This is a genomic window from Micromonospora zingiberis (genome assembly GCF_004331455.1).
Lineage (GTDB): Bacteria > Actinomycetota > Actinomycetes > Mycobacteriales > Micromonosporaceae > Micromonospora > Micromonospora zingiberis.
This window is the reverse complement of the sequence record NZ_SJJR01000016.1, coordinates 67,336-92,046: the sequence shown is the minus strand read 5'-3', so window position 1 is coordinate 92,046 and position 24,711 is coordinate 67,336. Positions and strand designations below refer to the sequence as shown.

Genomic DNA, 24,711 nt, shown 5'->3' with positions numbered 1-24,711 from the left:
GCCCACTGCGTTGATCATCGATGGTTTGTGAGGACAACCGAAGATCGTGCAGTGGCCGTGGGCCACAGCGTAGACCCTGCCGGGTGGCGGGTCATCCTGGACGAGGCGGTGACGCGTGTCGCTGACCGGTTCGTGCGGGCGGAGCCGCGTCCGACCGTCGGGCAGTTCGTGGAAGGGCTGCTGTCGGGTGTGGAACGCAAGACCTGCTGGTCGCTTGCGGAGTGGGCGGGTCACGCAGATCCGCAGGCGATTCAGCGGCTGTTGCGTAGGGCGGTGTGGGATGCCGACGATGTCCGCGATGACGTGCGTTCCTGGCTGGTCGAGCAGCTCGGTCATCCCGACGGGGTACTGGTCACCGACGAGACGGGGTTCCTGAAGAAAGGCGTGTGCTCGGTCGGGGTCCAGCGGCAGTACACCGGCACCGCCGGTCGGGTCGAAAACAGTCAGGTCGGGGTGTTCCTGGCCTACGTGTCACCTGCGGGTCGGGCGTTGATCGACCGTCGGCTCTACCTGCCGGAAGCGACCTGGTGCGACCAGCCCGACCGCCTCGCCGCCGCCAGTGTCCCCGACCAGGTCGGGTTCGCCACGAAGCCGGCCCTGGCCCGGCAGATGATCGCCGCCGCGTTGGACGCCGGTGTCCCGGTCGGGTGGGTGACGGGCGACGAGGTCTACGGCGCCGACCCCAGCTTGCGCGCTGACCTGGAACAGCGCGGGATCGGCTATGTCCTGGCCGTCGGCTGTGACCGACGTGTGCACGTCAACGACGGCCGCACCCTGATCCGCGTCGACGATCTCGCCGAGCAGATTCCCACCGCCGAGTGGCAGTTGCACAGTTGCGGGCCGGGAGCGAAAGGTCCCCGCGACTACCTGTGGGCCTGGATCACCACCGCCACCCAGCCGGATGAGCATCGGTGGCTGCTCATCCGCCGCAACCGCACCACCGGCGAGCTGGCCTTCTACCTGTGCTGGTCACCTCGCCCGGTGCCGCTGCACACCCTCGTCAGGGTGGCCGGCTCCCGCTGGAGCATCGAGGAGTTGTTCCAGACCGGCAAAGGCCAGGTCGGCCTGGACCACTACCAGGTCCGCGGCTGGACCGGCTGGCACCGGTTCATCACCCTGGCCATGCTCGCCCTGGCCGTCCTGACCATCCTCGCCGCCCAGCAGCCCGACACCGACCCGCAACTCATCGCGCTGACCGTCGCCGAGATCCGCCGACTCCTCAACGCTTTCGTCCTCACCCAACCACTCCCACCAGCGCACACCCTGCACTGGTCAACCTGGCGGCGAACATCCCAAGCCCGAGCCCGACGATCCCATACCAGCGCAGACTCCATCACCACGCCAGCCGGAAGATCAAGTGACGTTGGAGTACTAAGTCGGATGCCTGCTCGCGCATCTTCCATGCCGGCCGAGGCAGTCGTGGACCTCGGCGCGCTCGATCGGCTCGGGCCGGGCACCGTGCACGCGTCCTCGATGCTGCTCAACGAGATCGGCAACACCTACGCGGTAGAACAGCTCGGCCAGTTCAGCGACACCGGTACAGTCCGCCGCCGGTACTGGCCGGCGAGCATGTGGCAACAGATCGGCGGGTGGTTCCCTGCCAACGGAATCTCCGTCAGTGATGACAGGATCTCCGGTTGAACCCGATCAGGAGATTTGGACCGGAGTGTCAAGGCACGGCATCCAGCCGCCGCATGGTGATGTGTTCAGGCGCGAGCAGAGCCTCTCGAGGCGACGATGCCGGCAGCACGTATAGCTGATGCTGCCCGCCCGAACGGTGGCGGCGGGGGCGGCGGCGGTTGGGTTCGCGGCGATCGTGGCTGCTCGGACGTCGGGAAGCTGTCAGGGATGTACCGCTACGTAGCCTGCCGGACCCGACAGGAATCGTGATGCCCGGCGATCATTGATTTAGGGCCGAGAAAAAGACTAGGAGCAGGAGAAGTCCTGCGCTGGTCGATCCGATCAGGATCGGATCAGTCGCTCGGCGGCGTGACCGCCAGCGGTGCCAGGAAAGTACAGCGAACATGATCGCGGCAATCAGCGAAATGACACCGACTGGCTGCCAATTGACCTGCAATCCGGCGATTCCTACCCCAGTCGCAGTCAGCACGACCGTCAAGACCTCAAGTCCGGACACGAATCCACGTGGCCTCGTTGCCAGGTCAGAGCTTCGTTGATTCCAAGCTTGGGTGCCCGTCGAGGACTCAAGCCCACTCGACGAGCTGACACGGCGTCGGCAGTAGTCGTCGACGCCCTGCACCCCTGCCAGTTGACGAACGCGACGATCCACCTCGAACGTCCAGATGCCGCCGGACGCTGAGGCTGAGGCCCAACCCCAGTCTTCCGCGCGAAGTATCGCGCCGATGCGGGTGAGCAGGCTCTCCCCTGAGGGGGCGTCGAGATTGAGATGCTGGGCAACTGCCGGCGATGTCAGCTGGGGCCGGGCGTTCGGGCAGCCTTCGGGTGGCAGGAACTCCCGCTCAAGTACCGCTGCGTGACGTACGACAGCTAGGAATAGGTTAAGTTCCCGGCGACCACTGCCGGTCGCGCAGATGCCAGCGACCGTCAAAAATATCTCGGTGGCATCATCGAGTGATGCGGGTGAGCGGGCGCTGTAGCCAGAAACGAGTCCTGCCGGTAGACGTACGAGGATGGCGTCGGTTTCGGCAATCCCGTGGTCCCGGTACATCCGCCGATCCAGCTCCGCGAACGTTGGCCATCGGTCCATATCAACCAGGAAGTACCAGATCTCCTCCACCAGTTTCTGCTGATCTTCTGCCAATTTCGGCATTGCCTGACCGCCTACCGGGTCGTGCGCGCTGGACCGAACGCCAACACCGGCGGCGCGCTGGTTGCGTCGGCGCATCCGCGGAACCTTCCGTGTGTCCTCATGATCGATTTCGAGGTGTCGCTGGTACTGTCGGCAGAAGCCGTGTGGCTGACTGTGCAGCTCGTTGTTCCACGAAACGTGGCGCGGTGCGGTGCGGTCCGTCGGGAGTGCTAGGCGAGACGTTGTAAGAAGCGTAAGATGTTACGTAGGTAGAGTACAAAGTCGAATGTCGACGCGCAACGAGGCCTGATGATCGCACCTTCCCTCGAGGACCCCGGCGTGGCGAAGCGGAGGCTCGCTCGTGCGCTGGCGGAACTGCACGTCGAAGCTGGTAGGCCGAGCGCCAGGTCAATCTCACGCGCCTTGGGGGACGTCAGCCATACAACTGTGGCTGAGGCGCTCAACGGCAAGCGGTTCCCGTCCTGGCAGATGCTGTCAAAGATTGTCAGATCGCTTACTAGGGAGAAAGTTCGGGTGGACCTGATCCACAAGCTGTGGATCGCAGCGTTCAACCGTCCCGAGCTCTCGACCGCGATGAGCGTTGACGTGGACGCCCCACCGCTGGTCGGTCGGGCGGACCTGGTCGCGATGGTGCGTGCCGTGTTGCTCGACGATGTGGCGCCAGGAAACACCGCAGCCGTGTTCCTCACCGGCGAGAGTGGTGTGGGTAAGACCAGGCTGCTGGGCGAGATCGGTGATCGACTCAGCTCTGCCGGTGCCCTGGTGCTCGCCGGCTCCTGCCTGGACATCGGTGACGCCTCGCCATTGCATCCGCTGCGCCAGGCGCTGCGCCGCCTCGACGCCGACCTGGCCGCGCCTACCGCTGCCTCGGTTCGGGCGTTGCTGGCGGTGTTTGCCGAGGACGCCACCGGCCCGGACGGCGCCGGCGGTCTGCTGGAGCGGGTCTCGCGTGGACTGAGTGTGATCGCGGGCGGTCGCCCGGTGGTGCTGGTCCTGGACGACCTGCAGTGGGTCGACCGCACCACCCGCCAGCTGCTGCTCTACCTGCTCGCGGGGCTGGGTGACCTTCAACTGTCGGTGCTCGCGGCGGTGCGTTCGGAGTACCTGCAGAACGCGCACCCGTTGCGTCGGGTGCTCACCGAGCTGCGTCGTTTGCGGTCGGTGCGGGTGGTGGATCTGGATCCGCTGGATCGCGCCGGGACCGAGCAGCTCGCCGCAGCCGTGGTGGGCCGTCCGTTAGCTCTGAACGCGGCTGACCGGTTGTGGCGGCGCAGCGGTGGCAACCCGTTCGTCGTCGAGGAGCTTTCTCGGGATCTACGCAACGGTCGCGACGGCTTCTCGGACACCCTGCGAGATGTCTTTCTGGCCAGGGTGGACGCCCTGCCTCAGCCGGCGCGCCGGGTCGTGCACGCGGTCGCCGCCGGGGTGGAGCCGGTCGAGCATTGGCTGCTCGCCCGGGTGCTCGGATTGCCCGAGCCGAAGCTGCTGGACGCTGTCCGCGCCGCGGTGTCGCACCGGTTGCTGGTCGGTTCCGACGACGGCTATCAGCTGCGTCACCGGCTCGTCGCGGAGGTGCTGGAACAGGAGCTGTTGCCCGTCGAGCGGGCCGTGTTGCATCGCCGCTATGCCGAGGCGTTGACCTCGGCGCCGGGTGAGTTGCACCAGGCCCGGCTGGCGCATCATTGGCGGTTGGCCGGCGAACCGGAGCGGGCGTTGCCGGCGGCGGTGGCCGCCGCGCAGGAGGCGGAGCGGCTGTACGGCTACGCCGAGGCGCACCGGCATTGGTCGGTCGCGGTGGAGTTGGCTCAGGGCCTGCCCGGCGTCAACCTGTCGGATCTGCTCGGCCATGCTGCGGAGGCGGCCTACCACTGTGGCGAGTACGCCCGGGCGTTAGCCCTGCTGGAGGAGCTGGCCAGCGTTGACAGCGAGTTGCCCACCTGCGAGTTGCACATCCGGCGGGCTCGCTACCTGGCTGCCGCCGGCCGGTCGGCATTGGCCGAGGCGGAGTACCAGTATGCGTTGGACGCTGCCGACTGCACGCCCCGGCAGCGGGCCACCGCCGTCGCCCGCCTCGCGGAGCTGCTGCTGCATCTGGGTCGGTACGCCGACGCGGGCGAGCGGGCCCGGGAGGCGCTGGCCCTGGCCGAGCAGGTGGACGGTGCCATCACGGAGGTGGTGCTGGCCAGCATGGCGTTGGGCTTCTCGCAGGCGTACCGCGAGGATCCGGACGAGGGTCTGGCGGTGCTGCGTCGGGCGTTGGCGACCGCAGAGCGGGCGGGTCGTCCGGAGGATGTCGCCCTGGCCTACCTGCACCTGGCCGAGTTGCTCACCGGGCCGCTGAACATTCTCGAGGAGGGCGTGGTGGTGGCCCGTCGCGGCGCCGAGCGGGTGGCGGAGCTGGGATTGGGCCGCAGCTACGAGACCCGGCTGCTTGCCATCGCCACCAACGGCCTGTTCCGGGTGGGGCAGTGGGCCGAGGCGGAGAAGGTCGTCGCGGCGGCGCTGCGGCACCGGCCCTCCGGTGCGGACGCGGTCGAGCTGCTGCTGGCCCGGTGTCGGCTGTCGGTCGGCTACGGCGACGTCGAGGCCGCCGATCGGGATCTCGACGCGGTTGCCACCATGCTCGCTGGCGGTGGCGCCCGGCACGTGATCCCCCTGCTCACCCTGCGCGCAGCGCTCGCCATATGGCAGGGGCGGCACGACGTGGCCCGACACGCGGTGCAACGCGGCCTGACCGAGACCCGCTCCGACGACCTGGTCATCCTCGCCGTGCTGGTCTGGCACGGCCTGCGCGCCGAGGCCGAGGCGCACGCCAGCCGCACCGTCGCGGTCGACGACAACGCGGTACGCCGGCTGCGGGAGATCGCCGACCGGGTGGCCGGCAAGAGCGAGCGCGTGACCCGGCCGGTGCGCGACGTCGTCGACGGATACCTGATGCTCTGCGCCGCCGAGGTGAGCCGCCTGGACGGGGCGGACCCGGACCTGTGGGCACGGGTCGCCGCCGAGTGGGACATCTGTAACCATCCGTATCCGGCGGCCTACTCCCGACTGCGGCAGGCTGAGGCGCTGCTGGCCCGCCGCCGCCGACCCGCCGCCGCCGGCCACTTGTTGCGCCAGGCGTACCGGACGGCGCAGAGTCTCGGCGCGGTGCCGTTGACTGACGAGATCCGTACCCTCGCCGGCCGGGCCCAGCTTCCGCTGGAGGAGCGGCCCGCGGACGCCGCGCCGCTGGTCGAACACAACAGCGAGGAACTCGCCGAGCTCACCGCCAGGGAGCGGGAGGTCCTGGCTGCGGTGGCCGAGGGCCTGACCAACAAGGAGATCGGGCAGCGGTTGTTCATCAGCGAGCGGACTATCGGCGTTCATGTCTCGCACATCTTCGACAAGCTCCGCGTTCGCACCAGAGTTCAGGCGAGCGACATCTTCTTGCGGAACCACCGATCAGAAGGTTTGGGGTTCGAGACCCGTTGAGCGACGGCGGATGGTGGCCCCACGGCCAACGGGACCTGTTCGACCCGGAGAAACTGAGCACCACTCGGTATCTCTACCGCGGCGTGAACATCCCACGCCCTGGCCAGCCACTAAACGACGAGACACCACGATCCCGCACGGGACTTGTGGAGAGCCCGGTGCATTGAAAGGTGCACGCCGGGTGTGCGCTCGAAGGCACGCCGGCACAGATCGCACCGTCGACCTTGTACCGTTCGAAAACTCGGCCGCAGGGCGCTGACGTGCGACTTAGTCCGCTGTGGGATCGATGAATGGCGGCATGCTGCCGGTCATGATCCTGTCGTTCGGCTATCTGATTCTTCGTCGGACACTGCAGCTGATCATCCTGTTGGCCCGCGGTGGGCACGCCAACGCGGTCGAGGTGGTTGTGCTGCGGCACCAGGTCGCGGTGCTACATCGGCAGGTGCGGCGGCTGGATCTGGAACCAGTCGACCGGGCGGTGCTGGCCGGGTTGTCGCGGCTGTTACCGCGGGCGCGGTGGTCGACGTTTCTCGTCACCCCGGCCACCCTGTTGCGCTGGCACCGCAACTTGATCGCGCGGCGGTGGACCTACCCGAGGCGGCAGCCGGGTCGCCCACCGGTTACGGCTGAGGTGCGGGAGCTGGCGCTGCGGCTGGCTCGGGACAACCCGACCTGGGGGTGTCGGCGCATTCAGGGCGAGTTGGCCGGCCTGGGCTACCGGCTCGGGGCAAGCACGATCTGGGCGATTCTGACCAAGGCTGGTGTGGGTCCGGCGCCGCGGCGAGCGGTACCGACGTGGACCGAGTTCCTCACCGCGCAGGCCAAAGGCATCCTGGCCTGCGACTTCCTGCACGTCGACACCATCGGCCTGACCCGCATCTACGTACTGTTCCTCATGGAGTTCGCACGCGGCGAGTACACCTAATGGGGGCCACGACCAACCCGACCGGTGACTGGGTGGCGCAGCAGGCCCGCAACCTGATCCTGGACCTGGGGGAGCGGGCCAACCGGTTCCGGTTCCTGATCCGGGACCGGGACGCCAAGTACACCGCAATGTTCGACACCGTGTTCCAAGCCGAGGGCGTCGAGGTGCTTCGGACGCCCCGCGCGAACGCGTTCGCGGAGCGCTGGGTGCGCACGGCCCGGCGAGAATGCCTGGACCGGATCTTGATCTACAACACGCGGCATCTGCTCGCCGTGCTGCGCGAGTACCTGGCGCACTACAACCAACATCGGCCGCATCAGGGCCGCGGACAACGCCCACCTGACCGAGACACGCTCCCAGCGCCCGTGGCCGATCTGGGTTCGGTCCGAGTGCAGCGCAGGAGGGTGGTCCACGGATTGATCAACGAGTACGAGCAGGCCGCGTAGCCGAAACCGAATTCTCGAACGGCACAGGCTGGCCGTGGACGTCCTCACCGCCCACCAACCCGGACCCGGCAACCGGTGCGCCAACCTGCAATGCGCCGACCAGACCGGGCCATGTACGGCCGCCAGGCAGGCACAACAGGCGATGCGCGCCGCGCGAGCCGCACAACCGCCACACCTGCCGCAGCCGACCCCCACCCGCGAACCCGCACCACAGCGGCCGGTCCGCGACTCCGGCGGCTTCGTCGGCTGGTTCACCGCCGCTCTCGCCGCCACCGCCACGCACCTACGAACGCAGATCCAGCAGCGGCTGCCCCGCCGCGTCCCCGGCGCGACCCTGACCGCCGCCTACGCCGCGTAGCCGTCACCCAGACGCAACGACCAACGCCGGATGCGGGAAGTTGCCGGCTGAACTGCCGGCATGGTGCCGGACGTTGGGTGGACCGACCTGAGTCAGTTCGTCTGGGTCGGGTGGGTGCGTTGTCTGCCGCGGTGGCGCACCTGAGGAAGGTCTTCTGATCGGGGTGCCCCGCGAGCTAGATCTCCGACCTTGAGTTGGCCGAGATACCGGCGCACCATCTTCGCCACCGTGGGGCCGCTAAGGCTCGCGTTAGCGACGAGCGCCGACAGCATCTGGGCACGGCTCATCGGAATTCCTTCGTCTGCAGCCAGCCGGACCAGAAGGTCGAGGTGGGCGTCGACCTCGGCGGGCCACTGGACCGAGGTCGTGCGGCGCCGCGAATCCTTCAACAGACCCACACGCCACCCGCCCCTCTATCTCCGAATGAGTAACTAATATATAGTAGATACATGGTCCGGGCGATAGTTGATCAGGCGGCGGGCGGCTCGATGGCCCGTCGTGGGGCTATCACGGTTGCGGGCCGGCGCTTGGCGCCAACGCCCGTCTTCGATACCTACTGGCGGTTCGCGGAGGCCCGGCAACGGATCTATATCGCCCGCCTGCGCGGAGCACCTCGCCCCTGGACCCAGGATCCGATCCTCGCGCACTACCGGTTCACCAACTGCTACCGCGCTGCCGATCGGGTCAGCCAGCACCTGATCCGCGACGTCATCTACCGCGGCAACCAAACCTGGAGCGAGGTCTTCTTCCGGACCGTGCTGTTTAAGCTATTCAACCGCTCGTCGACCTGGCGTCGTCTGTCTGCGGCAGCGGGCCCGCTGACCTGGTGTGAATACCGGTTCGAGGCCCTAGACCCTGTGTTGAGTGAGGCGCTCGCGGCCGGGGAACGGCTCTACTCCGCCGCCTACGTGATCCCGCCACCAAACCTCGGCGAGGCACGGAAGCATCGCAACCACCTGCGCCTCATCGAGATGATGATGGAGTCGTCGGTACCCGCCCGGGTCGCGGACGCCCGAGGCCTGCGCGAGGTGTTCGAGATCCTCCGGTCGTTCCCCACGTTCGGGAACTTCCTGGCCTACCAGTTCGCGATCGACCTCAACTACGCCCCCGCGCTCACCTTCGACGAGATGGAGTTCGTCGTGCCAGGGCCTGGTGCGCGCGACGGCATTCGCAAGTGCTTCGGCGCGGCGGCGGACGGGATCGAGGCCGACGTCATCCGCTACGTCGCCGACACGCAGGAACAACACTTCGCGCGGCTGGGACTGTCGTTTCCCACCCTGGGGGGCCGCCGTCTCCAACTAATCGACTGTCAGAACCTGTTCTGCGAGGTCGACAAGTACGCCCGCGTCGCCCATCCGGGCATCGCAGGCATCAGTGGCCGAACCAGCATTAAGCAGAACTACCGCCAGGATGCCGAGCCGCTGACGGCATGGTTCCCCCCGAAGTGGGGCATCAACGACCGCCTGCCGACCGCAGCACCCCTCGCGCAATGATCACGCCCTGACCTACCACCTACCCAAGGAGCTCCCAATGTCGCTAGACCTCCCGGCCGACGGCGACGTGGCGTACGCGGACGCCGTTACCGTCCTGGCCACCGCGCTGGACCAGCTCGGCGCCCGCATCCACCGCGACCTGCACGTCGAGAGCAGCCACCTCGACGTCAGCGCCGACCCGCAGCTAGCCAACACCCTCACCGGCTTCTCGGCCTACGCGGACGAGTGTCTCTCCGTGCTGGACAACCCCGCTGTGACCCGCGCCCTGGCTGCTGCTCAGGCCGACCAGCCGCGCTAACGGCACCCCGCCCGCGAGCCTCACGTCATTTCGGCGAAACGAGTCAGCATCCGGCGCACCTGCATGACCGGCGGTTCCAGATACGCGCGGCCCGCCACGACGGTCAGGTGGCCGACCTGCAACCCGGTCTGATCCGCGACGTGGGCAAGGAGCAGGCCGAGCGCAAGATAGTTGCCGTATCCGCGCTGGACCATGTACTGGCTGCGGTACGTCGCCAGCAGGTGTACGCGACCTTCCGTGTCCAGCTGGAAGGAGCAGTGACTCAAGCACGGGAACGCCATCGCGTTGTTGTCCCGGCCAGGGATGTAGACCGGCACGTTTTCGGCCGCATCGTCGGCAACCGCCAGGGCAGTCTCGTAGCGCGCCTGCTTGGGGTTGCCGCCGTCGCGTTCGATGCGAATGCGGGATATGACGGCACCGATCTGATCGAATGGCCCTTTACTGCCCGGATACTGGATCAATCGATGAAAATAGGTGCCGCGCCTGTTCTGCGGGAAGCGCCTCTGCAGCAGCGGGTACATCCCCACGTAGCGCCGCACGAGCTCCGCGTGGTCTCGGCTCGACACGGCCAGCGCGGCGGGAAAGATCGTGTTGGCGACCGTGTCCACGCCTTGCAGGTCCTGGGCCGCGAGCAGGTCGTCCATAGCCGCCCGTACCACAGGCGTCTCGGCCACCGGGTCGGAGATCCGAACCACAGAATGGATCGCCTTACGCTTCGGCTCACGGTCAAGGCGGCCCGCGACGGCCAGCCAAGCCGTAGACACGTTGGACGCCTCCACGCTGATCATGCTCACCGTCGCGCTCCGCTCATCGGTCCGACGAGAAGCTGCGTCCGCGCACTGGCGATGAGCCCACGGTGGTCGTCCGGTGTCGGCATCAGAGTGACCGACCAGGCTTCCCGTCGATCCCGCGACCTCACCGTCAGCACCGACTCGCTGTCGATGCATCCGGTGATGTCGAACTCGACGCCATCGCCGGGGGAGACGGCACGTGGCTCGGCGAGCATCGTCACCCCGTCCGGGCCGGTGAAATAGGGGCTGTCACCCAGCCAGGGAGCCCGCACAACGAGGCGATCGCCCCGCTCAACCGGCAGACGACTACCTTCAGTCAGGCCACTCAGCTCCCACGCCCGGCCGGCGACCTGTCCACCAAGGCGGGCACGTAACCGCGTCGGTGTAACGGCTGCCCAGCCCCTCGCGACTCCCGGCGTCACCATCCGCAGGTGCTGGACGTGTCGCAGCGTCCCGCGATACGACGTACTCAGGTGCAGCGACAGCTGGTAGACGTCCATGGCCTCGCGCGGAACATCCAGCCCTAGCCGGGTCAAGGTCGTTTTGACCGCCCGGATCGGCATCAGAAACCAGGCCGCGAACGCCTCCGCCTGTTTCTCCTCGTCGGGCCACTGCTGTGGCGGCGTCGCACTGAACGGGTCCCGGCCGTCGGCGAGGCACCGCCCGTGTCCCAGCTCCGCGTGACCGAGTTCGTGCGCGGCAGTGTGCCGGATCGTCGCCTCACCCATGGTGCTGTTCAAGAGGATGCCGCCGTGCCTACTCGGCCCCGGCGGAAAGTACATGCCGAACAAGCTGGCCATGTCCTGCCCGGCAACCATGAGACCGCAGCGCCTCAGCGCGGCGAACACATCGACGTAGCAGTCCTCAGGCAGGTCGAGACGACGGCGCAAATTGGCCGCGGCGATGCCAGCGACCCGATGGGCCATCAACCAGTTCACGATGACGCTCCTCGACGCGCCGGCACCGGATGGTCGTCGTGTCCGTCAACCTCGGCGTCCGCCTCGTAGGACGTCTCTAGGAACTGGGCGAATTTCATCACCTGATTGAGGTCTTCCGGCTTGAGGTTGGTCAGCCGGCGAGGCAACCCGGCCACGGCGTGCTCGGCGGGGATGGCGTCGAGGTCCTCGTCCAGGAAGTAACTGACCGGGTACCGGTACAGCCGGGCCAGCTTCTTCAGCTCCAGACTGTCAACCCGCCGGGCGCCTCGCTCGATCTCGCTGATCGCGGAACGCGGAATGCCCGTCCGCTCCGAGACCCACTGCTGCGAGAAGTTGAGGTACTCGCGGGTCTTCTTCAGCCGGTCGCTCAGAAGAATCGAGTCGCCGAGGCGGCCGGCCTCGGGATCGGGTGTCGTGGTCATGATGAGGGGCTCCCGTCACTGGTGGTGCAAGCGGCAAGTACGACTTCCGCGAAGGCGCGCACGGAGCGCATCGACCGAGCCGATTCGACGTCAGCGGGGACCTCGACTCCGAGTTCCTGCTCCAACTGGACCAGGATCTCGACAAGACGTAGGGAGTCGATCGGCAGTTCCCAACCACCCTCCGCCAACTCGTCGCGCACATCCGCCTCGGACTCACCACGCTCGTCAGCGAGGAGACGCACCACCACACCGATGATCGTCTCCACAGTGGGACCGGTCAGGCTCCGCATCACTCGCTCCGCTGGTTGTCGGAAAATCCGTCGTCTTGCTGGACTCTACGCCCGTCCTTGTGGGACAGTCAATCGAGGGCAGGCAAGTTGTCGGGAAGTCCGTCAAGATGGAGGAGTGTCGCGTGGAGATGACGGCGTATCAGCGCTCGGCGGCCAAGACGATCCAGCCAATCCCCGCCGGCGATCGCGTCGCAGTCGCCCTGCTCGGCCTAGCCGGCGAGGCAGGCGCGGTACTGACCGCCTACAAAAAGCAGCTGCGCGACGGCCCGGCCAACCCGGAGTTCCGGGCCCGCATGCGCGAGGAACTCGGCGACGTTCTCTGGTACCTGTCCACCGTGGCGCACCACCTCGATCTCGATCTCGACGACGTGGCCACCGCCAACCTCAGCAAGATCAGCGACCGCTGGCGACACACCCCCGCCGACGCGATCCCCTTCGACAACGACCTCGACGCGAGCGAGCAACTCCCACGACACGCCGACTTCGTCTTCACCCTGACCCGCAGTCCGGAAGATCGCGAAGTATCGGTACTCACCTGCAACGGCGAGCAGGTCGGCGACCCGATCACCAACGCCTCACACATCGCCGACGGCTACTGCTTCCACGACATCTTCCACCTGTCCTACGCCGCGGTCCTCGGCTGGTCGCCCGTCATGCGATCACTGCTGAAACGCAAACGCCGCAGCAACCCGAGAACCGACGAAGCCGAAGACGGCGGCCGCGCGATCGCCATCGAGGAAGGCATCTCCGCACTGGTGTTCGCCTACGCCAGCCGCCACCACTACCTTGAGGGCAAAAACCACATCGACAACGATGTCCTCGACACCATCCACGGCATGGTCGCCCACCTCGAGGTCGGCGCACACCGGGCAGCAGACTGGGAGAAGGCAATCCTCACCGGCTTCGCCGCCTGGCGCACACTCCGACACTACGGCGGCGGAACCGTCCGCTTGGACCTCACCGTCCAACGCCTCACCGTGGTCGAACGCCAGCCATCCGCCGAGCAGCCGCCCAGACGCCAACGGAATCAGAGAGGCTAACACCTAAAGGACGTCTCGTAACTCGGCGGTTGGTCCATGGTGGATCATGTCGGGGTGCAGGTGATCTCGGCGGCCCGCCAGGAGTGGATCTTCCCGTTCACTGGGCTGCAGCCCACCCAGTTCCGCCGCCTCGTCAGGCTGGTTGCCGATCGTGGCGGGGACGCCATCGCTGACGGCCGGCCCGGCCGGCAGTGGTCTCTCGACCTCGCCGATCGAGTGTTGCTGGTGGCCGCGTACTGGCGTACGAACCTGACGATGCGGCAGATCGGCCCCCTGTTCGGGGTGTCGCACTCCGCCGCTCACCGGGTCATCGACACCGTCGGCCCCCTGCTCGCTCTCGTGCCGGGACGCCGACGTCGGGTCGACCAGATCACCATCGTTGACGGCACCCTCATCCCGACCCGAGACCACCGCCTGGCTGCCCCGAGCAAGAACTACCGCTACAGCACGAACCTTCAGGTCGCCATCGACGCCCACACCCGCCTCGTCGTGGCCCTCGGCGATCCTCAACCCGGCAACCGCAACGACACCATCGTCTACCGCACCAGCGGCATCGACCAAAAGCTGGCCGGCCGACCGGTCATGGCAGACGGCGCCTACCGCGGCAATCCTGAGGTAATCATCCCGTACCGCAAGCCCGCTGACAGCAGTGATCTGCCCGAGTGGAAGGCGGACCTGAACAAGCAGCATCGCACGGTCCGAGCGCAGGTCGAACACGCCCTGGCCCGCATGAAGTACTTCAAGATCCTGCGCGACTACCGCCGCGCCGCCCACACATTGACCGACACCGCATCCGGCATCGCCCACCTCCACAACATCATCCTGGCCGGCTGATCCAGGAACCGTTGCGCGGCAACGCCATCACCGAGTTACGAGACATCCTTTAGAGCGCGGGCAAGCAGGGTTAAGAGATCGAGCCCTTTTCATCGTGGGTTTTGGCTGGTCCGGATGTGATGTAGGACGAGGATGGCCTGGACGATCGTGGTGGCATGTCGTGGGCAGCGGCGGAGCTTGGTCAGGATCTTCCAGCTCTTGAGGGTGGCGACGGCGCGTTCGCCGACGGCCCGGATCTTGGCGTGGTGCCGGTTGACGGTCTTCTGGCGTCGGGACAGTCGCGGTCGGTGACGACGGCGTTTGAACGGCGTGCGGATGCTGCCGCCGGCGCCCTGGTACGCCTTGTCAGCGAAGGTCATCACGTTGGCGCAGCTCAGAGCCTCGATCAGGCCGTGGGTGCGCGCGGCGGTCAGGTCGTGCACGGCGCCGGGCAGGCCGGGTGAGGCCCAGACGAGACGTCCTTTGCAGTCCGCGATGAGCTGCACGTTGACTCCGTGGCGTTTGTGCTTGCCGGAGTAGTACGGCTTCTGGTCCGCGACCCGATCGATCGGGATCAGGGTGCCGTCCAGGATCGCGTACGCGAGCCGGGCGATGCGCCGTATGGCGGCGTTCAGGTTCTCGGCGTGCGCGGCGAGTAGGTCGATGGCTTCTCGGACGTACCGCCAAGCGGTCGTGACGCTGATCGTAAAGCCGCAGGCCAGACGAGCGATGGTGTCACCGTTACGCAGATGGGCCAAAGCAAGCAGGGCCGGCCGGCCGGCATCAAGACGCCGCCACCGGCCGCGACGGCGGGTGCGTTCGGCATGGATGAGGTCGGCCAGGTGGTTCAGGGTGCGGCTGGACAGCGCGACCGTTGACGGGTAAGACAGCACAGCGAGGCTCCCGGTTGGGGCATCGGATCTTGGTCGACTGCTGTCTTACCGGGAGCCTCGCCCTATGTCGACACCGCCTCCTCACACCCACCGTGACCAGCACCATCACGATGAAAAAGGCTCATCATTTCCCCAGGCGGCGCGACCGTGGAGCGCATGCGTTGAATGGCGGCCACAAGCCGTTGATGGTCTTCCCTGCCGGCCCACGTGACAACTTCGATCGGCAATGGCCACGTCCCGGCTGCCAAAAGAAGCCGCAAGAACGCGGTCGCTTCACTGTTGCCCACGATGAGACCACCCATCGCCTCCCCTGTACCGCCGTGTCTCGCTAGTTCCTTTAGATCAGATTCCCCGGCCGGCTCCCCAAACGGCTTCGGAATGACCGCTATTAGACCTTCGGGCGTCTCGATGGTGAACTTGACTGGAGCGGACACAGAGTACGGGCGCGCAGACACTGTGCATGGCCTAGCCGCCTCAGTAAGGGCCTCCCGTAGGAGGTTGTTCCATGTAATAGCTAGATGAAGCTCGGGGGCGACAGAAGGATCCAGAATGACGCCACCCTCTATCATTCCTTTCGCTCGCTCGGGGTTAGTCGCAGATTCTTGCGCTGCTGCCTCGATAAACCTTTCCTGCCGGAGTCGGCGCTCAAACTCGGCTGTGTTCGAGCCGCCACTAACCCGCACAAGTGAGGTGCCCTGTATTCCGATCAGCAAAAGGACTCCGGCAGCGATCAGCAGGGTTGTCGTCCCGGCCTGGTTGTTTGTCTTGAACACGGCAACGCAACCGACTCCAGCGAGAGTGAGCCCGATAGCGAGGGCGCCGATGCGTTCCCATCGGCCCATCGGCTCAGGGCGAACACGCCTGTCAGCGCTGGCAGGTTGCTCGGGTTCGTTCTGAAAGGCCACGTGCTCCCCCCCATCATGCTTGGGTCCCCACTTCTTACGCTACGGCGCAGATTACGTCCACCTACATCCGGCCTCTCGTATCCATTTCCGCCGCTGATCGGCGATCAGGTGCACCTCCGCGAAGTTCTTGAGAGCGAGAGCGAGGAAAGTGCTCAATACCGCCAGACCTTGCAGATCAGCCCCATCGCCGGCTCCTTCCAAGGTCTTCTGCCAACTCTTTCAGCGTCTGGTCGAAGGGGCCGTCGTCGCCTGTTGACCAGCCCCATACCTCACGATCAGCGTGACCGCGGAAGTCGGCCTCCCAGGCTAATCTATTGTGCCGCCACTGGCCTTCACCGATGAACTCCCCTGGCGCCGGGCGGTAGGAACTTGCCGAGGTTCCGAACCGCATTTGAGCGAGCGCTACGCGGTATTCAGTTCGGTGGAAGAGTTGCTGATACGACTCCTCGTCGCCAATCAAGGGAAGGAACACCTCACGCAACTCGTCCTTCAATAGCCTACTGCGAGGATAGAGCCATCTGGTCCCGTTCCAACGAGGAAAGTCATTAATCAGATCATGATCGAGAACTCGATAAACGTGTAGGACGTCTAGCGCTGCCGCCTCTTGCTCGCTGCTGGTCCGATCACGCCAGGTTGGCTCGCGAAGCAGTCGCAGTAAGACATCATCGCGCCGAGCGGCGACTGCACTCAGGCTCGCGGCCTTCAACACCAGAAGTGCCGGATAGTGGTGCAAAGCTACCCAGAACGGATGGAACTGGCCATCGGGCTGCCGGCGCGCTCGCATCAATTGCTCGATCACCGCTGTCCACACCGCAATGTGCTGTCGGTCGCGGTCTAGGTACACCCCTTGCGCTACCAGGTGCAGCAGCGTGCCGCAGCGCTGACGGATTTCGTCATGTGCATCCTGCAACGTCTGCCCGTCGGTTCCGGGTGCCAGCTGCGGCCTATCCGCCAGGTACGCCCGAAGCCGCTGAACCTCCACGTCGAGAAGGTCCCGCAACTCGATGTGTTTGATTGGGTCAGGCAGGGCCCGCTTCAGTCGGGCAATCGCCATCGCCCTTGTCAGTGGAGGATCCGCGAGGCTATCAAGCGCCCCAAGCCGGCTCAGGATGTCTGGGAAGAACTGGTCGGCCGACACTCCAACGATCACGTGCGCCCGGTGTTGGGCGACCAGGCGTCGGGCGGGGCTCCCCAGAGATTCGAAGCTCGACCAGTAGAGAGGGTATCGCCGGGAACGAATACCTTCGATGGCTGTCACTAGCGCGTGATCCCAGTCCCCTGACCAGCCGTTGACGACGAGGCCGTATTCATCCAGAACACGCTCCAGCAATCCCTTGAGCGGCTCGGGGTAGTGGCTCAGCTCTTCCACCGTGTTCAGCTGGTCGATCCTGGCGTAGTCGCCATGCAACTTGATCACCGTGCATCGTGCATGAGCCAGCGGTTCCATACCATCTATGGCGCTAGGGGTGGCGATGACCTGTGGGAAGACCCCTTCAGCCTCGAGCGCTTGCTCGATTAGCCGATCGAAGTTAGTAGTCACGATAACCCGGACAGCTCCTCGCGCCACCAGCGCCGCGATCGCCCGGTGCGCCGCGCCGGGGACCTTCATGCTCTGTTGCCGTTCCTCCTCTGAGGGCTCAAAGAAGCTGGCCAAGATCGCCCGACGGGCTGCCGGCGTGCTAGCAAGCGACGCGAGTAGATCGGAATAGCCCAGGGGTTCGCCATCTCTGTGCTTGCCCCACCAAACGTTTGCATCGAAGTCCGCTGGAACCTCGTCGCCGGACGCCGCCGCCACCTTGGCCACGAGCGCAGTCACAACACCCCAGCCCGTCGGCACGCCCGCACCCGTCGACGTGCCCGAGCCGACGAGCAAGGCGTAGACACCAGGTTGGGCGTGCATCGAGGTCGCGAGGCTGATGCGAGAGTCCAACGCTTTGCTGCCCGTCGCCGCATCTGCGTCAATCATCGCTCGACCGTACTGGCAGGAGCTGACATCTTCGCGCGGGTTGCCGGGCGGGTTGTGGCCTGCGAGGGGTGTTGCCCACGGGAGGCCGCCGATGCGGCCGAGCTGGGCGGTTTCCGAGTGTCGGCACTGGCTGGGACAATGGAAGCCGCTCCACGGGCCGGGTTGATACCCCAGTTCGTCGGCTGTAGGCGAGGCATATGCAGGGGCTGGAAATGGGTAAGAGGAATCGCGACGCGGGCGATGAGGATCATCGGCCCGCCGCAAAGTGGCTGTCATCTGACAAACACTCGAAGCTGCTGCCGACTCCATGGCTGAACCCCTACGAGTTTGAAGAGTTCGTCGAGCGGCTCTTGAGGGCGGAGCGGTACCTGGGCGTTGGGGTTCGTCACGTCGCCAGGGTGGAGCGGTGGGGCACGTCGGGCGACAAGCAAGACGGGATCGACTTGGCCGGTGAGTACAGCGACGGGGTGCCGGCCGCGTGGCAGTGCAAGCACCTGGACAGGCTGAGGTCTTTCGAGGTGAAGCAGGCAGTTGAGAAGGTGACGTACGAGGGGGCCGAGGAGTTCTACCTGGTGTTTTCTCGGGTCGCCTCCTCTCAGGCGCGCGCGCAGATGAGGAAGTATGCGGGCTGGACCCTGTTGGACCGTGGCCAGCTCACCGCCATGCTGAAGGACCTGCCTGCGCAGGTTCAGCGGAATATTCTCGACCAGACCTGGGGTGAAGACGTCCGGCGAATGTTCCTCGAAGCGCCCGGGGATGCGTTCGTGTCGCTCGAGACGTTCGTCTCGGGGCGAAGGAATCCGACCGCCGTGATGAACGATCTTGGTCCGCTGGTGGGGCGCACGGATGAGCTCACCGCGTTGGGGGCAGCGTTCGATCGGGATAGTGGCGGGTTCCGCCAGGTGGTGGTCGTCTCGGCTCCGGCGGGCCGGGGGAAGTCGCGCCTGGTGGCTGAGGCGCTGACCGCGTTACAAGAGCGGTGGCCTGGGTTTCCGGTGGTGTGTTTGGCGGCCGGGCATCGGTTCCACGCCGCAGCGATGACCGAGCTTCGGATGGGTCCGATGGTCATCCTGATCGACGACGCGCACACGGACCCTGCGGCGTTGGCGCCGTTGCTGGCGTTTGTCCGCGAACGGGCGGATGTGCAATTGGTTCTGGCGACCCGTCCGAGCGCAAAGACCGGGGTCGTCGAGCAAGTGGCGTTGGCGCAGTTCGGCCCATCCGAACTCGCGGTCGTCGATGTGGGCCAGCTGGCGCCGAAGCAGGCGCGGCAGCTTGTGAAGGCCTTGACTGAGGGGATGAGGCTGCGGTTCCCGCTGACGAGCTACCTCGCCAAACAGGCTGAACACAGTCCGTTCGTCGCCGTCATCACGGTCAACCTCATCAGGCGGGGCGAGCTCACCGCGTCACTTGGCGTCGATGCTGCTCTGCGGACCCAGATCCTGACTCGGTACCAAGAGCTGCTCGGTACCGACGTACAAGGTTTCCGGCCGGAAACCACTCAGCGAGTCCTTGCGACCTACACGGCCCTCGGACCAGTTCAAACGCAGGACCGGGCGCTGATGGACAAGATCGCAGGCTTCTGCGCGTTGAAGCCCATCGAACTGGCCCGGCTGCTCAAGGCTCTGCGCGACCGCGGCGTCCTGGTCGAACACGGCGACGTGCTGCGGGTCGTACCTGACGTACTCGCCGACCATGTCCTCGAGGTCACCGCAGCATTCGAGGACTACGACAGCGGGTTCGTCACCGAACTCTGGGACACGTTCGGCACCGACCATCACCATCAGCTCGCCCTGTCTCTTGGTGAGCTGGACTGGCGACTCGCGCAGCGCGGCGGACCACGCCTCATGCCGAACATCTGGACCGCCATCCGTACCCGTCTGCAGACCCCCCACAACGGGCGCCTGGTTGACGAGCTTAGCCAGTTAGAGCAGCTGGCGGCCACCCATCCGGCCGAGGTCGTCACGATCCTCGACGAGGTCCGTGCCCGTCTGGATTGGGAGGACGCCGAAGGCGTCGAACCTCCGGAGGACGAGGAAGAGCATCCATATCGGAAGCCGTTGGGTCTGGCACCGCTCGGCCGAGACGACGTCCGCGCGAAGATGCCGGGACTGTACGCACGAGCCGCCGCCAACGACGCCGACCAACTGGAGACCGTCCTCGACGCGCTGTGGGCACTCCGCCGGCGCGACGCGAGGCCGGCGAACTCGAATCCCGACCACCCTGAACGCATGGTGACAGACCGTCTCGCCAACCTCGCGACGCTTCCGCACGCGTCGTTCTCGAAGCGCATCGTTGCCCGCGTCACCGAATGGCTAAAGGAGTCGGGCGACGCGCAGGACGCAGCCACCCCCTTGTTCGCGCTCAAGCCGCTGCTGGCAAAAGAAGAGCTCGAAACCGTGCAGGCCAGCATCAGGACGCTCGCGTTACAGCCGCACACCTTCAACGCGGCGAAGGTCCGGGACGTCCGAAACCAGACACGCGAGCTACTCCAAGAACAGGCCCTCTCCAACGACCTGCGACGCGCTGGTGAAGCGCTGGACCTCCTGCACGAAGCGCTGCTGCAGCCGCACGGCTACTTCAACCAGGTCGTCGGTGACGACACCGTCCTGCAGTGGGAGGACGACGACCTCGCGACCCTGCAGGCGTTCGGACACGTCTCGGACAAGACAACAGTGCCGGCTGTCCGACGCCGCGTTCGCGACCACATCGAGTGGAGCGCAGACCACGCCACGTCGCTCCGGATCCGGCATGCGGCACTCACGCTGCTGGCTCGGCTCGATAACGCTGCCGGGCTCGCCGACGACGTCGCGGACCAGGTGTGGAAAAACCAACTCGGCCTGGCGGCTGCGAAACGTCGGGTGGTACCGACAATGGAAGAGCTCATGGCCGAGCGAACCGCCGAGCGTGAACGCCTCGCCGGGTTGACCGAAGAGGAAAGGCAGGCGGACAAGAACACGCGCATCCACGACAAGGTCCAGGAGCGCATGGCACTGCGCCGCGAGCAGCTTGCCGACGTCGCCCGCAGGCTCCTCGACCTCGGCAACATACCCGCGATGCTCGACCTGCTCGACCAGACGGCCCGAGCCGTCCTGACCCTCGACAACGGCCGGTCGATCACCCTGTGGGGGCTGTGGCGCAGCATCGCAGAACAGTCACCCGAACACCTCGAAACCATCGTCCGCGACATCAACGAACGCCCGCCGGGGCCGCTCGACCAGGAACTCAACCTCCTCATCACCCGGTGGCTCGACCACGCTCGGGACGACGCCACCGCCTGGATTCAGGACAAAATCGTCGATGGTCGACGCGAGGTGAAGATGGCGATCGCCAACGGGTTCATGGGACAACGCTGGCACCTCCTCGGCGAACCGTTGTTCGAGGTGTGGGCCACCGGCATCAATGACCCTGACCTTGACATCGCCCAGGCGTACCTCGCCGCTGCCGGCACCTACCTCGGCGAACAGCCCATCGCTGCGGTGAAGGTGCTCCTCGAGCACGCGGTCAGCCAGTTCGGCGCGATCCGAGCCATCGAAGACGCCTGCCACTACGACGGCAGGACCTACGGTGCCGCCCTCAACTCAGACGACGCCACCGCGATACTCCGCCTCATCTCACACGCCGGCTACGACTCCCACGCAGTCCAGGAAGCCCTCACCGGAATCGCGACCGCACACCCCCGCCTCGTTCTTGATCACCTCGCCGACCAAGCCGACAACGGCGTCCCGCTCCCCGACGACATCCACGAGCTCAACAGCGCATTCGACACCCACGCCGACGGTCTCGCCGCCTGGATCCATGACAACCTCAGCGCGCCGTACGCCGGTTTGGTCATCGCCGCCGCCGTCAACGACCGCCTCACCAATAACCAAGGAACCGCACTGGCCCGGCTCGCCGCCAAGCTCGATGGTGACCAACTCCGGTCACTCGTCGAGCTGCTCGCCGACATAGACATGTGGGCGTTGGACCAACCCGACCTCGCGCACGACATCACCGCCCGCGCTCGCGAACGCGGCGTCCACGAGCGGACGCGCCCCTTTGTCCAGGACGCGATGCAGCCCCACAACTGGAGCGCGATGAACGGCATCAGCGAGGAACTCGGCTCGGCTCTCGCCCTTGCCCGTGACGCCGCCGAACACACGACCGACCTCGACCTGAAAGCCGACTACGAAGAAGCCCACACGTACCTCCAAGCCCTGATAGACAACCTACGCCGCGACAACGACGACGAAGACGACGTCTGGTAGTCCCGCCCCAACTATCCGCCGGACGACGACGGCATTTCGCGAATTTCTCCCTTAGCGCGATCCGGGCACCACCGCGAGCAAGACGCCAAACTCGCCCGTCTGGGCGGGCTACCCTCTACCTCTTCCCGCCTTACGCCCGGTGGCCTGCATTCAAGCCGGCTCTAGCAACATCTGTCGATCCCCTCAAAGGAGAATCGTGAGCGCCGCACACGGACTCGGTGGCGACGAGAGGACTGTCCTCTCCGGCCGCACAAGCCCACCGGAATTTTCAATGCGATCCAGCTGGACGCGAGACACGCGACTTTCGCTCGCCGCCGTCGGTTTCCTCGCCCGACTCAGTGAACGGCTGAAGCAAGCGGAAGTAGTCCGATTAAGTGAACTGGATGACGATTCGGAGCAGCGCCAAGACGTCATCGCGGAGTTGGCCGCTGCGGGCTATCTCGTTAACGGAAAACTTTTGGATCCGTTCGAGGCGCAGTGGTGCGTGGATCAGGAAAAGCGCACCAACATGGGCTATGCGCGGCGAGTGCCAGTCAGCCCTCTGTCGCTGTTGCCGGATTTCGAGAGCCCGCCGCCTGAGGAGACTGGCCTATGGTGGCCCGCCCCAGCGATTCAGACCGAGGAACTGGCTGCGGAGGCGGACGAGGAGATGGTCCGAGAGCGCGGATCTGTAGTCTACTTTATGGAGTTCCGTGACTATCCGGTAGTCAAGATTGGCTTTACCGCAAATCTCCCCGCTCGCCTAAAGTCTGTCGCTAAGGCGTTCGGTGTGACGCCAGATATGGATATTTTCGTCACCGCCACGGAACCGGGTGGGAAAGCGACGGAGCAGCTCCGTCACTGGCAGCTGATGGCAGCTCGCCTTCCCTGTATCGAAGTCGACGGCGGCAGCGAGCTGTTCTACTCGGAACACCCCGCGGTAACGGATCATATTGCATATCTCTGGCACGTCGAATGGGGATGCCCCGAGAAGTATCGGCGAAATCCGCTGCGCGGAATGGCAGTGACGGTATAAGCAGCCACCACCAAGCAGCCTTTACAGTGTGGAAAAACCGGTCGTTGTAGTCGGGCGTCGGTTCATCGTGGGTATGGAAGTTAAGCGCCGTGAGGAGTCAGGTAGTGGAAAACCGTTTGGAGCGCGAAAACAGATTGGTCCTTGACGTTGTCCAGGCGGCGCTCGGACTGATCTCGCGGGTAATGCGTGCAATCTCTGTTGATCTGGATTCGAACCGGATAATTCTGCACGTTGCCGTCCATGAGCATAGTGCGCAGGTCGACGAGGATATCGAGGATCTGGTATTCGAGTTGGAAGCTCTCCAGGATGGTTCTATTGCAATAGAATCAATCATTTTCGTGGGCGCGCCGAGCGCCGGCTGGCCGGGGAATACCGGACGTCGTGTTTATGTGGCCAAAGAACCTGAAAATCGAGGTGGAGAAAAGGGATAGCCGCGAGCGGTCCAAGGAGCAGTGCGCTGGCAAAGTGCGTGGTGACCGCGGATGCGTTGCACTGCCAGCGTGAGCACGTGCTGGCCAGCACGACGCCGCTCTCCTGGTCGGCGGCGGGCAGAGCGTATCGGGCAGGGCTGTGGCGGGGGCGTGGGCCGCGCAGGGTTCCGCTGTGATCGGTTCGAGGACTGGCTCAGCACCGCCGGGACCTTCGGGGAAAGGCGCTTCCGGGACGACCCATACCGGCGCTCGTAGCTGGCGAGCGTGTACGTGCGGCCAGCGTCCCTGGCATGGAGACCTCATCGAGTGACGCCGCAGTCACGATAGCCTGGTCGCTGCCCCGAACCTCCACATGGCACCTTGCTACCGCTGGTCATCGAGTTCCTCGTACTGGACAGCGCCCGAAGCCTCCGCGAAGGCCGCAGCGACAGATCCTGATGTCGAAGTTGCCCTCATCTACAGACGCATGACCGCGACTCTTCTGGCCCTGATTGGCCCGCGGTACGGACCGTTCGGAGGGTGACGTGTACGAGTTCCACGGTTGGTTCCGCCTCTCGCAGACCACCGAGGAGTCGGACACTGGCCAACTCGACGCCATCATCGATGAGCTGAACGAACTGGTGGTCGGGTTGGACTTCCCGACGAACGTCTCGGCGGAGGTGACCGTACTCAACGGGGAGTACTACCTGCTCCTGCATGGGGTGGCCAACCGACGTCGGGACGAGGCGGTGGGGATGCGCCAAGTGCTCCAGTTCGTCGCACGACGGCTGCCGGGGTCCTACGGCTTCCTCTACGAGAAAGACGAGGAGATGCCCGTCCCTCCCGGTCCGAACGCGTTCCGGGTGCACGTCATGGCGCGGGGTGAGATCACCGAACGCCTCGATCCGTTCCTGTCACCCATCCGTCCCGTTGTCGAGGACTGATCGCCGGACTGATCGCGGTGCGCCTCATAAGCCTCGATCCACCGACGTGGTTGGCGGCGATCAATCGTTGATCATTTCGACCCGCTGTGAGTCGGTGGGTGTGCGGTAGCCGCCGATCGTTGGTCGGCCTGCTCCGTTGCGGCGACGGCGACGGCGATCGTGTGGTGCTCCGTGTGTGCTCGGATGTTCGGCACCCCATCAGCACGGACGCGACTGTTCCAGCATCGCAGCAGTTTCACCGCCCGCCGACCGTGG

At 65.7% G+C, this 24,711-nt stretch carries 21 protein-coding genes and 1 pseudogene; 13 read left to right on the top strand and 9 right to left on the bottom strand.

The genetic code is table 11. From position 1 onward, the window contains the following. Positions 1-51: 51 nt before the first annotated feature. Positions 52-1,179, top strand: a pseudogene (locus E0H26_RS21300) (IS701 family transposase); the annotation flags it as partial. 721 nt (positions 1,180-1,900) lie between these two features. Here E0H26_RS21300 and E0H26_RS21295 read toward each other — a convergent pair. Continuing rightward, a complete protein-coding gene (locus E0H26_RS21295; RefSeq protein ID WP_131306465.1) occupies positions 1,901-2,866 on the bottom strand; it encodes a hypothetical protein in 966 nt (321 codons plus the stop codon). Positions 2,867-3,364: 498 nt separating this feature from the next. Between E0H26_RS21295 and E0H26_RS21290 the strand changes: the two genes are divergently transcribed. The 4 genes from E0H26_RS21290 (at position 3,365) to E0H26_RS30040 (ending at position 7,991) form a co-directional block, all read left to right on the top strand. Beyond that, positions 3,365-6,262, top strand: a complete 2,898-nt coding sequence (locus E0H26_RS21290; protein WP_131306546.1) for a helix-turn-helix transcriptional regulator — start codon at positions 3,365-3,367, stop codon at positions 6,260-6,262. Between the two features lie 310 nt (positions 6,263-6,572). After that, complete coding sequence (locus tag E0H26_RS30050; protein WP_240742291.1) at positions 6,573-7,187, top strand: helix-turn-helix domain-containing protein; 615 nt, start codon at positions 6,573-6,575, stop codon at positions 7,185-7,187. Between the two features lie 32 nt (positions 7,188-7,219). Next, positions 7,220-7,633: a transposase gene (locus tag E0H26_RS30045; protein ID WP_240742290.1), complete on the top strand. Its 414-nt coding sequence runs from the start codon at positions 7,220-7,222 to the stop codon at positions 7,631-7,633. Positions 7,634-7,775: 142 nt separating this feature from the next. Continuing rightward, positions 7,776-7,991 carry a hypothetical protein gene (locus tag E0H26_RS30040; protein ID WP_240742289.1) on the top strand — a complete coding sequence of 72 codons (216 nt, stop codon included), beginning with the start codon at positions 7,776-7,778 and terminating at the stop codon, positions 7,989-7,991. Between the two features lie 92 nt (positions 7,992-8,083). Here E0H26_RS30040 and E0H26_RS21275 read toward each other — a convergent pair whose 3' ends face one another. Further along, on the bottom strand, positions 8,084-8,389 hold the full coding sequence (locus tag E0H26_RS21275) for a hypothetical protein (protein WP_131306463.1): 306 nt from the start codon (positions 8,387-8,389) through the stop codon (positions 8,084-8,086). Between the two features lie 51 nt (positions 8,390-8,440). Here E0H26_RS21275 and E0H26_RS21270 point away from each other — a divergent pair, with 51 nt between their 5' ends. Both E0H26_RS21270 and E0H26_RS21265 read left to right on the top strand, forming a co-directional pair. Beyond that, complete coding sequence (locus tag E0H26_RS21270) at positions 8,441-9,484, top strand: nucleotide kinase domain-containing protein (RefSeq protein WP_165521945.1); 1,044 nt, start codon at positions 8,441-8,443, stop codon at positions 9,482-9,484. A gap of 37 nt (positions 9,485-9,521) precedes the next feature. Next, entirely contained in the window at positions 9,522-9,782 is a 261-nt protein-coding gene (locus tag E0H26_RS21265) for a hypothetical protein (RefSeq protein ID WP_131306461.1), read from the top strand. Between the two features lie 20 nt (positions 9,783-9,802). Here E0H26_RS21265 and E0H26_RS29390 read toward each other — a convergent pair whose 3' ends face one another. Genes E0H26_RS29390 through E0H26_RS21245 form a run of 4 tightly spaced genes read right to left on the bottom strand, consistent with a single transcriptional unit; the run spans position 9,803 to position 12,223 of the window. Further along, positions 9,803-10,570: a thymidylate synthase family protein gene (locus E0H26_RS29390; protein WP_240742300.1), complete on the bottom strand. Its 768-nt coding sequence runs from the start codon at positions 10,568-10,570 to the stop codon at positions 9,803-9,805. Positions 10,571-10,572: 2 nt separating this feature from the next. Beyond that, positions 10,573-11,511 carry an ImmA/IrrE family metallo-endopeptidase gene (locus E0H26_RS21255; protein ID WP_131306459.1) on the bottom strand — a complete coding sequence of 313 codons (939 nt, stop codon included), beginning with the start codon at positions 11,509-11,511 and terminating at the stop codon, positions 10,573-10,575. Continuing rightward, on the bottom strand, positions 11,508-11,933 hold the full coding sequence (locus E0H26_RS21250; RefSeq protein WP_131306457.1) for a helix-turn-helix domain-containing protein: 426 nt from the start codon (positions 11,931-11,933) through the stop codon (positions 11,508-11,510). The genes E0H26_RS21255 and E0H26_RS21250 overlap by 4 nt, the downstream gene beginning before the upstream one ends. Continuing rightward, complete coding sequence (locus E0H26_RS21245; protein ID WP_131306455.1) at positions 11,930-12,223, bottom strand: acyl carrier protein; 294 nt, start codon at positions 12,221-12,223, stop codon at positions 11,930-11,932. The genes E0H26_RS21250 and E0H26_RS21245 overlap by 4 nt, the downstream gene beginning before the upstream one ends. A gap of 128 nt (positions 12,224-12,351) precedes the next feature. Here E0H26_RS21245 and E0H26_RS21240 point away from each other — a divergent pair, with 128 nt between their 5' ends. Next, on the top strand, positions 12,352-13,263 hold the full coding sequence (locus tag E0H26_RS21240; RefSeq protein ID WP_240742299.1) for a nucleoside triphosphate pyrophosphohydrolase family protein: 912 nt from the start codon (positions 12,352-12,354) through the stop codon (positions 13,261-13,263). 54 nt (positions 13,264-13,317) lie between these two features. Then, on the top strand, positions 13,318-14,097 hold the full coding sequence (locus E0H26_RS21235) for a transposase family protein (RefSeq protein ID WP_131306540.1): 780 nt from the start codon (positions 13,318-13,320) through the stop codon (positions 14,095-14,097). 89 nt (positions 14,098-14,186) lie between these two features. On the opposite strand, the gene E0H26_RS21230 is transcribed toward E0H26_RS21235, so the two are convergent. The 3 genes from E0H26_RS21230 to E0H26_RS21220 form a co-directional block, all read right to left on the bottom strand. Next, on the bottom strand, positions 14,187-14,969 hold the full coding sequence (locus tag E0H26_RS21230) for a transposase family protein (protein WP_131306451.1): 783 nt from the start codon (positions 14,967-14,969) through the stop codon (positions 14,187-14,189). 62 nt (positions 14,970-15,031) lie between these two features. Beyond that, positions 15,032-15,742 (bottom strand): hypothetical protein, encoded by a 711-nt coding sequence (locus tag E0H26_RS29620; protein WP_131306449.1) that lies wholly within the window; start codon positions 15,740-15,742, stop codon positions 15,032-15,034. Between the two features lie 307 nt (positions 15,743-16,049). Beyond that, on the bottom strand, positions 16,050-17,840 hold the full coding sequence (locus E0H26_RS21220) for an SIR2 family protein (RefSeq protein ID WP_165521943.1): 1,791 nt from the start codon (positions 17,838-17,840) through the stop codon (positions 16,050-16,052). Positions 17,841-18,037: 197 nt separating this feature from the next. Between E0H26_RS21220 and E0H26_RS21215 the strand changes: the two genes are divergently transcribed. The 4 genes from E0H26_RS21215 to E0H26_RS21200 all read left to right on the top strand — a co-directional run bounded on the left by E0H26_RS21215 (position 18,038) and on the right by E0H26_RS21200 (position 24,456). Then, positions 18,038-22,087 (top strand): AAA family ATPase, encoded by a 4,050-nt coding sequence (locus E0H26_RS21215; protein WP_131306444.1) that lies wholly within the window; start codon positions 18,038-18,040, stop codon positions 22,085-22,087. Between the two features lie 196 nt (positions 22,088-22,283). Continuing rightward, positions 22,284-23,102, top strand: coding sequence for a GIY-YIG nuclease family protein (locus tag E0H26_RS21210; RefSeq protein ID WP_131306442.1), 819 nt, complete (start codon positions 22,284-22,286; stop codon positions 23,100-23,102). Between the two features lie 104 nt (positions 23,103-23,206). Further along, positions 23,207-23,533, top strand: a complete 327-nt coding sequence (locus E0H26_RS21205; protein ID WP_131306440.1) for a MafI2 family immunity protein — start codon at positions 23,207-23,209, stop codon at positions 23,531-23,533. 524 nt (positions 23,534-24,057) lie between these two features. Further along, positions 24,058-24,456 (top strand): Imm7 family immunity protein, encoded by a 399-nt coding sequence (locus tag E0H26_RS21200; protein WP_131306438.1) that lies wholly within the window; start codon positions 24,058-24,060, stop codon positions 24,454-24,456. Positions 24,457-24,711 lie beyond the last annotated feature (255 nt).